This is a genomic window from Sphingopyxis sp., assembly GCF_036402335.1.
Taxonomy (GTDB): Bacteria; Pseudomonadota; Alphaproteobacteria; order Sphingomonadales; family Sphingomonadaceae; genus Sphingopyxis.
In genome coordinates, this window is the sequence record NZ_DASWTD010000582.1 from 1 (window position 1) to 8,547 (window position 8,547).

The following is an 8,547-nucleotide window of genomic DNA, read 5'->3' on the forward strand; positions in this document are numbered from 1 at the left end:
GGCGGCCGGTGTGGAAGATCGCCGGTCTGGATGCGCCGCGCGCGCTGCTGACCACCGTGACCATCGGCGCCGACGATCCCTCGGCGATCGCGGCGCGGGCCGGCGATGCCTGCCGCGAGGCGCGGGCGATCAAGCTCAAGCTGACCGGCGACGGCGCCGACGGCGAGCGCGTCCGCGCGCTCCGCGACGCCCGGCCCGATGCGTGGATCGGGGTCGACGCCAACCAGAGCCTTGGTCCCGATGGCCTCTCCGACCTGCTGCCCGTCTTCGTCGCTGCGCGCGTTGCGCTCGTCGAACAGCCCGGCCCGATCGGGCGCGAGGATGCGTTTCGCGGGTTCGCCAGTCCGATCCCGCTCGCGGCAGACGAGTCGGCCCAGACCGGGGATGATCTCGATCGTCTTGTCGGTCTCTTCGACGCGATCAATATCAAACTCGACAAATGCGGGGGCCTGACGGCCGCGCTCGCGATGGCCGAGGCGGCCCGGGTGCGCGGATTCTCCGTGATGGTGGGCAATATGGGCGGAACGTCGCTTTCAACCGCCCCCGCTTTCCTCGCCGGACAGGGCTGCGATTTCGTCGATCTCGACGGGCCCGTTCATCTCGACCGCGACCGGGACCCTTCCGTGCGGTATCGCGACGGACGGCTCGACATCCCGCCGGGCGTCTGGGGATGGTCCGCATGACCCGGTCCCGGGCGCCGGTCGCCGGCGAGGCGGGCGACTGGTTCGGACAGCCGCGCGGGCTGACCGTCCTCTTTCTGACCGAAATGTGGAGCCAGTTTTCCTTTTTCGGAATGCGGGCGCTGCTCGTCCTTTACGCTACCAAGCATCTGAAATTCGCGCAGGCCGACGCATCGTGGATCTACGGCCTCTACGCCGCCGCGGTCTACATCACGCCGGTTTTCGGCGGTCTCGTTTCGGATCGCTGGCTCGGGCGCCGCAACGCCGTGATGATCGGGGGCCTCATCATGGCTCTCGGTCATATCTTCATGGCCTTCGAGAATCTGTTCCTGGTGGCGCTCGCCACGATTGCGCTCGGCAACGGTCTTTTCCTGCCGGGCCTGCCTGCCCAGATCGACAGTCTCTACCCGGCAGACGACCCCCGGCGCAAATCGGCATACAGCATCTATTATATGGGGATCAACGTCGGCGCCTTCGCGGCCCCGCTCGTCATCGGCACCGTTGGCGAACTCTACGGTTTCCACCGGGGGTTCGGCATCGCCGCCGTTGGCATGTTCATCGGCATGGCGGTCTATGCGGTCGGCGGACGCTACCTGCCGCGCGAAAGGGCCCGCGGCGTGGTCGCCGCGAGCGCGTTGCCGACCGCTGGGCCGCCGCGGCGCAGCCTCGGATCGCAGCTCGCGCTGCTCGCCGGCATCGCGGCGGTGATCGTGATCTTTCGCGGAGCCTACGAGCAGATCGGCAACACCATGACCCTGTGGGCCGACAGCGAGGTCGACCGCTCGGCAGGCGGCGGTCTCGTGATCCCGGTAACCTGGTTCCTCGCGCTCAACTCGCTCATCGTCATCTCGCTCTCACCCTGGCTCGTCAGGCGTTGGAACCGCCGCATTGAGGCGGGCCGCGAATTGTCGACGATGAGCAAGATGGCCATCGGAGCCGCGCTTGTCGGCCTTTCCTTCTTCCTGCTTTCGGCGGTGGCGGGAAGTTCCGGTGCGGCTCAGGTGTCGTGGGTCTGGCTTGTGCTGTTCATGGCGCTGCTGACCGTCGGCGAACTCTATATCCTCCCCGTCGGGGTCGGTCTCTTCGCGCGGCTTGCGCCCGCAAATCTCGCGGCGACGACGATCGCGCTTTGGTATTCCGCCGGCTTCTTCGGGAATCTGTTCGCCGGCTGGATCGGTACGCTGTGGCAGCCGCTTGGCACCGAAGCTTTCTTCGCCGTCGCCGGGGCGATCGGCGTCACGTCGGCGCTGCTTCTGAAATTGTTCGACCGGACCGTCCGGTTGCGGGAAGACGAGACCGCACATCCGGTCGGGGCGGGCACCGGCGCGGCCATATCGGAAGGGAAAAGCGCATGAACCGTATGAAGCCTTCGTTCGCAATGCTGATCGCGCTGGCTGCCGTCGGAGCCCCGGCCCAAGCTTTCGCGAAACAGCGAGAGGCGCGGCCCGTCGAAGCCCGCGCAGGTATCGCCGCCGGAAGAATCGATGCCACGGTATCGCGCGCGATGGCCGCGTTCGACGTTCCGGGGATGGCCGTCGCGATCGTGAAGGATGGCAAGCTCGTCCATGCGAAGGGATATGGCGTGCGCGAGGCCGGCAAGGCCGAGCCTGTCACGCCCGACACGATCTTCCAGATCGGATCGAACACCAAGGCCTTCACCGCTGCGGCGCTGGCGATCCTCGTCGACGAAGGCAAGCTGAAATGGGACGACAGGGTTATCGACCATCTGCCCGATTTCCGGATGTACGACCCCTATGTCACGCGCGAGTTCACGATCCGCGATCTTCTGACCCACCGCAGTGGCCTCGGCCCGGGCGCCGGCGACCTCATGTTCGTGCCCGCGACCGACATGTCGCGCACCGAGATCATGCGGGGCCTCCGGCACTTGCGGCCGGTGTCGAGTTTCCGGTCGCAATATGACTATGACAATCTCCTCTATGTCGTCGCCGGCGAAGTCGTCGCGTCGGCCTCGGGGCGCTCGTGGGAGGATTTCATCGAGACTCGCATCATGGCTCCCCTCGGGATGACGCGATGCACCGCCAGCCTCGGCCGCGTGCGCGACCGCTCCGACGTCGCGTCGCCGCATGTCGTGATCGACGGCAAGGCGAAGCCCGTCGCCGCGGTCAACATGGACGTCATCGGTTCTGCCGGTACGATCAACTGCAGCCTCGCGGACATGACCAGATGGCTGTCGACCCAGCTCGGCGAGGGCAGGGGGCCCGGCGGTTTGCGGCTCTTTTCGCCCGAACGCAGCGCCGAAATGTGGACGATGAACGTCGTGACGCCGCCGAGCCCCGCGCTCGACGGGCTCCTGCGCACGCATTTTTCGGGCTATGCGCTCGGTTGGGGCGTGAGTGACAGCTTCGGCTTCAAGCGCGTCGCCCATACCGGCGGCGTCATTGGAACCGTCACTTCGGTCGCGATGATCCCGGAGCTCAAACTCGGGGTCCTTGTGTTCACCAACCAGGAATCGGGTGCGGCGATGCAGGCGGTAAGCAACCAGATCCTCGACGCCTATATCGGCGCGCCGCAGCGCGACTGGGTCGAGATCGCCTCGGCCTATGCGGCCGGCAAGGCAGCCGAGGCGGACGCGACCGAAAAGGATGTCGCGGCGCGGCTCGCTGCCGCAGCGGCCCCGACTCTTCCTCTCGATGCCTATGCGGGAACCTTTCGCGACCCCTGGCGCGGCGACGCCGTCGTTCGTCGCGAAGGTGGCAGGCTCATATTGAAAATCAGCCGGACGGCCTCGCTCGAGGCGGAGCTTCAACCCTATAGCGGCAATATCTTCGTGGCGCGATGGGTCGATCGCAGCATCAACGCCGATGCGTTCGTGCGGTTCGAGCAGGGCTTCGATGGCAGCGTCAGCGGCATGAAGCTGCAGGCCATTTCCCCCGCGACCGATTTCAGCTTCGATTTCCAGGATCTCGCGTTCGAGCGTATCTAGACCGCCGGGCCGCGCAGGGGCGATCGCGCGATCGCCCCTGCGCGGAGTGCCTTGTCACAGGACCGGGTCCGGAAGCGGAGGGCCGCGACCACCCGCATGGGTGCCGTTGCTGCCACCTTTTTCCGGCCGGGTACCGCTCGTCCGGGATAAGCGCGTCGGTGAGTGAAGGAGCGACGATGGCGGCGAAGGCATTTCAGATCAGTATCACCGACTCGGCGCTGGAGGATTTGCGAACGCGCCTCGAAGCCGTCCGATGGCCCGCATCCTACGATCCGCAAAGCTGGGAAGACGGCGCCAGCCTCGCGTTCATGAAGCGGCTTGTCGACCATTGGCTCCATCGCTTCGACTGGCGGTTCCACGAGCGCCGGCTCAACCGGTTCCCGCACTACAAGATGACGGTCGACGGACAGGAAATCCATTTCATTCATCAGCCGGGCCGGGGGCCGTCACCTATGCCGATCGTCGTCACGCATGGCTGGCCGGGTTCTTTCGCCGAAATGGAACAGCTGATCCCGCGTCTCGCCGACCCGGGCGCCTTCGGCGGAAATCCGGCCGATGCCTTTGATGTCGTCGTGCCGTCCCTGCCGGGATATGGATTCAGTCCCGCGCCAGCGCACCCCGGCGTCGGTTCGCGCGAAATCGCGCATCTGTGGCGCGGGCTCATGGCGGGGCTCGGCTACGACCGGTTCGCTGCGCAAGGCGGCGATATAGGCGCGGGCGTTTCGGTTTGGCTCGCCCGCCTGTTTCCCGGTGCGGTGTCGGGCATCCATCTGAACTACATTCCCGGAAGCTATCGACCGCCCCTGCACGCCGGCGCGCCTGCGACCACCCCCGACGAGGAGGCTTTTCTGGATACCGGTGCGAGCTGGTCGGCTCGGGAGGGCGCCTATGCGGCGCTCCATGCAACGAAACCGCAGACATTATCCTTCCAGCTCACCGACTCGCCCGTCGGACTTGCCGCGTGGATCGCCGAGAAGTTCCGCGCGTGGAGCGATTGCAAGGGCGATCTCGAGAGCGTCATTTCGATGGAAACGCTCCTGACCGACATTTCGATCTACTGGTTCAGCCAAAGTCTGACGGCCTCGCTCGGGCTCTATAAGGAGAATCGCCACCGCCCACTGGTATTCGAACCCGGCGAGAGGGTGACGGTGCCGCTCGGGGTCGCGCTGTTCCCGTGCGAACTGCCGATGCCGCCCCGACCATGGGTCGAGCGGGTCTTCGAAGTAAGGCGGTGGACCTCGATGCCCGACGGAGGCCATTTTGCGGCACACGAGCAGCCTGACCTTCTGGCTGGCGATATCCGCGCGTTCTTTCGCCCGTTGCGTTCAGAGCGGCTCCGATAAATTTGCTTGAAATGCAAAATCTAACCCAATATTGCGATTTAAGCAATTTTGAGGTGAGCAGATGCAGATTTCGGCCCGGAAGAAACATATCGCACTCAGCCAGCCCTTCCGGGTTGCCTTCGGGACGATCGCCGGGCTCGACGTCGTCGAGGTCGAGGTGCGCGACGGCGATGTCGTCGGCCGGGGCGAATGTTGTCCGATGGATATCTACGGGCAGACCGCCGATGCGACCCTCGCCGAAATCAGTGCCGTCGCGTCGAGAATCGAGAACGGTGCGCTCGACCGGCTCGGTCTTCAGCATGCCATGCCTGCCCGGTCCGCGCGCAACGCGCTCGACTGCGCGCTCTGGGATCTCGAGGCGAAGCGGTCGGGTCGCTCGGTCTGGGACGTCGCGGGCTTTGCTGCGCCCGAGACGATCGCCTCCGACGTCACCATCGGTATCATGTCGCCCGGGGAAACCGCGAAATTCGCGGCGACCCTCGGCGACGCGCCGATGATCAAGCTGAAGCTCGGCGGCGAGGCCGATCTCGAATGCCTCGCTGCGGTCCGCTCGGTCCTTCCCGACGTGCCGCTGTTCGTCGACGTCAACGCCGGGTGGACGATCGAGCGACTGAACGCGTTTGCGCCGCGTCTTGCCGAGGCCGGGGTATTCATGATCGAGCAGCCGCTTGCGGCGGAAGAGGATCATCTTCTCGACGGTTATAACCGCGCGGTGCCGCTCTGCGCCGACGAATCCTGCCACGACCGCTCCGACCTTGACCGGCTCGCGGGGCGCTACGACTATGTGAATATCAAGCTCGACAAGACCGGGGGGCTGACCGAGGCTCTGGCACTCGCCGAAACCGCGCGTTCGCGGGGGTTCCGCCTCATGGTCGGTTGCATGCTCGGCTCCGGCCTCGCGATCGCTCCCGCCTTCGTCGTCGCCTCCCTGTGCGAAGTCGTCGACCTCGACGTGCCGCTGATCGTCCGGAACCCCGCCGATGCGGGCGTGCGCCACGATGGCCGCCGGCTGCACCGTTTTGCCGCCGAACTTTGGGGCTGAGGCGACGCGCAGCTCGTATCTAGCCAAGGTGCAAGGCAGCGACTAACAGATCATGATGGGCATCGTCAAAGAAGGGGGCTTGCGGGGCAGGGAGGTGCCGGACTCGATCGGTGCCGTCGTCCGCTCGATCCGCAAGCGCAGGAAGATGACGCTCGAGCGGCTCTCGGAGCTGACCGGGATATCGGTGTCGTCGCTCTCGCGCATCGAGAATACGCAGCTCGGCTTGACGATCGAGAAGGTCGACCTGCTGGCGAAAGCGCTCGACATCGCGCCCGAGGACCTGGTCGCCCGCAACCCGGATGTCGCCGACCGGACGGTAGCTGCGCCTCGAGGCAGGGCCAAGGAACTGCGGCGCCTTACCGTCGACCGCGAGCGCGACCGCGGCAGCAAGGCCAATGCCTATCGCGAGCTCAATGTAAAATATCTGTTCGGTCAGGATAGCGACCGTGCGCTCGACTGCATGCAGGTCACGATCGATGCGATCAGCGTCTGGGACTCGGAGTTCGTCCGGCATCCCGGCGAAAAGATCATCTACGTCCTGCGCGGCGATGCGGTCATTTACTGCGAAGGCCATGCACCGCTCATTCTGGAAACGGGCGACGCGCTCTTCATGGACGGGCATATGTGGCACAGCACGGTCGCCGTACATGGTCGCCCCGCCGAACTGCTCGTGACCTATTATCATGGACCCGAGGCCCGACAGGGTATTTTCGAGGCGCAGGTCTTCACGCCCCAAAGCTGGGCTGCTCTCCAGGCAAGCTGATCCAATTTCTTAATGACGCGCGCGCGATCTGCGCCGAGGGATCGATACGCCTAAGTTCAAAATTTGCTTGAAATGCAATTTTGAAACAACTATTGCATATAGTGCAAGTTTTTTGGGCGGGACGGGCGCATGGGAGGCCAGTGCGACATTGTCGTGATCGGAGCCGGCATCGCGGGAGCGAGTGTCGCGGCCGAGCTTTCGTCCGACTATAAAGTCCTGCTCGTCGAGCAGGAGGCGCGCCCCGGAATGCATACGACCGGCCGCTCCGCGGCATTGCACTCCGAGGTCTATGGCAATGAGGCCGTGCGCGCTCTGACGCGCGCGAGCCGGGATTTTTCGCTCGGCGGCCGCGACGGCCGGATATTCGCGCGCCCGCGCGGTTGTCTCCATCTTGCAACTTTTGAACAGTGCGGCCGGCTCGCGCGCCTTTCGGGCGAACCGGGCATGGCCGGAGCGGCGGAACTCGTCGAAGGCGCCGCGCTGCGCGCGCGCATTCCGCTGCTGCGCGACAATTGTGCCGCGGCGCTCGACGAGCGGCACGCCTATGATCTCGATGTCGACGCGATCCACCAATATTATCTCGCGATGCTCCGCGCCAACGGCGGCGTGCTCCGGGCCTCGAGCCGCGTCGAGACGATCGAGGCGATGGGCGGCGGATGGACGCTGGTCGCGGGCGGCGCCGAGATCCGTGCAGGAGTGATCGTCAACGCTGCGGGCGCATGGGGTGACGAGGTCGCTTGCCTCGCGGGTGTCGAGCCGCTCGGACTCCAGGCCCGTCGCCGCACGGCGATCGTCGTCGATGCGCCGGAGGGCGTGGATGTATCGGGCTGGCCGGCGGTCATCGATGTCGACGAGCGCTATTATTTCAAGCCGGAGGGCGGGCGTATCCTGATGTCCCCCGCCGACGAGACGCCGTCCTTGCCGTGCGACGCCTTCGCGGAAGAACTCGATATCGCGCTCGCGATCGACCGCGTGCAGGAGGTGGCCGATATCCCGGTGCGCCGCGTGCCACACAGCTGGGCGGGCCTGCGCACCTTCGCGCCTGACCGGACGCCCGTCGCCGGTTTCGACGCCGCGGCACCCGGCTTCTTCTGGCTCGTCGGCCAGGGTGGCTACGGCATCCAGACCGCGCCGGCGCTCGCCCGCATGGCAGCCGCGCTCGTACGCGGTACGCCACTGCCTGAAGATATCGCGGCGCACGGGGTCGATCCGGCCACCTGCGCTCCCGGCCGCCTGCGCAGGGCGGCCGATACCGATCAACACCAGGCGGCGGTCGTTGCAGCCGCCGGTCTATAAAGAAGGGGATTATCGATGACGGCATATTCGACGGGGGTATCGCGATGGCTTCTCGCGGCGGGAACAGCGCTCTCGCTGGTCGCTCCGGCCGCGGCGCAGGAAGGCGATCCGGCCGCCGCCGGCGAAGCCTATCCGGGCGAGATCGTCGTCACCGCGCAGAAGCGTGCCGAGCGTCTGATCGATACGCCGCAATCGATCTCGGCGCTGTCATCCGACGACCTGTCGAAGATCGCTGCGAAGCAGTTCGTCGATTTCGCCAATACGGTCCCGGGGCTCCAATATACGTCGCAGGGCGCGGGGACGTCGCAGGTCAGCCTGCGCGGGGTGACCAGCGGGGCCGACGTGTCATCTACGGTCGGCGTCTATGTCGACGAGGTTCCCTACGGCTCGAGTTCGGCCTTCGCCAACGGCGCGCGGCGTGCGCTCGACGTCGGCCTTTTCGACATCGACCGGGTCGAGGTGCTGCGCGGCCCGCAGGG

The 8,547-nt window shown here is 66.0% G+C and carries 8 protein-coding genes; all 8 read left to right on the forward strand.

The features are described from left to right. Positions 1-683: enolase C-terminal domain-like protein (locus tag VGD20_RS18865; protein ID WP_331135917.1), on the forward strand; the 683-nt coding region annotated here is incomplete at its 5' end. Then, positions 680-2,035, forward strand: a complete 1,356-nt coding sequence (locus tag VGD20_RS18870; RefSeq protein WP_331135918.1) for a peptide MFS transporter — start codon at positions 680-682, stop codon at positions 2,033-2,035. The genes VGD20_RS18865 and VGD20_RS18870, both read left to right, overlap by 4 nt. Beyond that, entirely contained in the window at positions 2,032-3,624 is a 1,593-nt protein-coding gene (locus VGD20_RS18875) for a serine hydrolase (RefSeq protein ID WP_331135919.1), read from the forward strand. The genes VGD20_RS18870 and VGD20_RS18875 overlap by 4 nt, the downstream gene beginning before the upstream one ends. Positions 3,625-3,800: 176 nt before the next feature. Then, positions 3,801-4,967 (forward strand): epoxide hydrolase family protein, encoded by a 1,167-nt coding sequence (locus VGD20_RS18880; RefSeq protein WP_331135920.1) that lies wholly within the window; start codon positions 3,801-3,803, stop codon positions 4,965-4,967. 61 nt (positions 4,968-5,028) lie between these two features. After that, on the forward strand, positions 5,029-6,009 hold the full coding sequence (locus tag VGD20_RS18885) for a dipeptide epimerase (RefSeq protein WP_331135921.1): 981 nt from the start codon (positions 5,029-5,031) through the stop codon (positions 6,007-6,009). A gap of 94 nt (positions 6,010-6,103) precedes the next feature. Then, entirely contained in the window at positions 6,104-6,772 is a 669-nt protein-coding gene (locus VGD20_RS18890; RefSeq protein ID WP_331135922.1) for an XRE family transcriptional regulator, read from the forward strand. Positions 6,773-6,901: 129 nt separating this feature from the next. Continuing rightward, positions 6,902-8,068, forward strand: a complete 1,167-nt coding sequence (locus VGD20_RS18895; protein WP_331135923.1) for an FAD-binding oxidoreductase — start codon at positions 6,902-6,904, stop codon at positions 8,066-8,068. A 15-nt stretch (positions 8,069-8,083) separates the two neighbouring features. After that, on the forward strand, positions 8,084-8,547 hold a 464-nt coding region (locus tag VGD20_RS18900), incomplete at its 3' end, for a TonB-dependent receptor plug domain-containing protein (RefSeq protein ID WP_331135924.1).

Excerpts from the sequence above, each read along its gene's own strand:
- VGD20_RS18870 (WP_331135918.1), top strand. The coding sequence starts at position 680 with ATGACCCGGTCCCGGGCGCCGGTCGCCGGCGAGGCGGGCGACTGGTTC.
- VGD20_RS18875 (WP_331135919.1), top strand. The coding sequence starts at position 2,032 with ATGAACCGTATGAAGCCTTCGTTCGCAATGCTGATCGCGCTGGCTGCC.
- VGD20_RS18880 (WP_331135920.1), top strand. The coding sequence starts at position 3,801 with ATGGCGGCGAAGGCATTTCAGATCAGTATCACCGACTCGGCGCTGGAG.
- VGD20_RS18885 (WP_331135921.1), top strand. The coding sequence starts at position 5,029 with ATGCAGATTTCGGCCCGGAAGAAACATATCGCACTCAGCCAGCCCTTC.
- VGD20_RS18895 (WP_331135923.1), top strand. The coding sequence starts at position 6,902 with ATGGGAGGCCAGTGCGACATTGTCGTGATCGGAGCCGGCATCGCGGGA.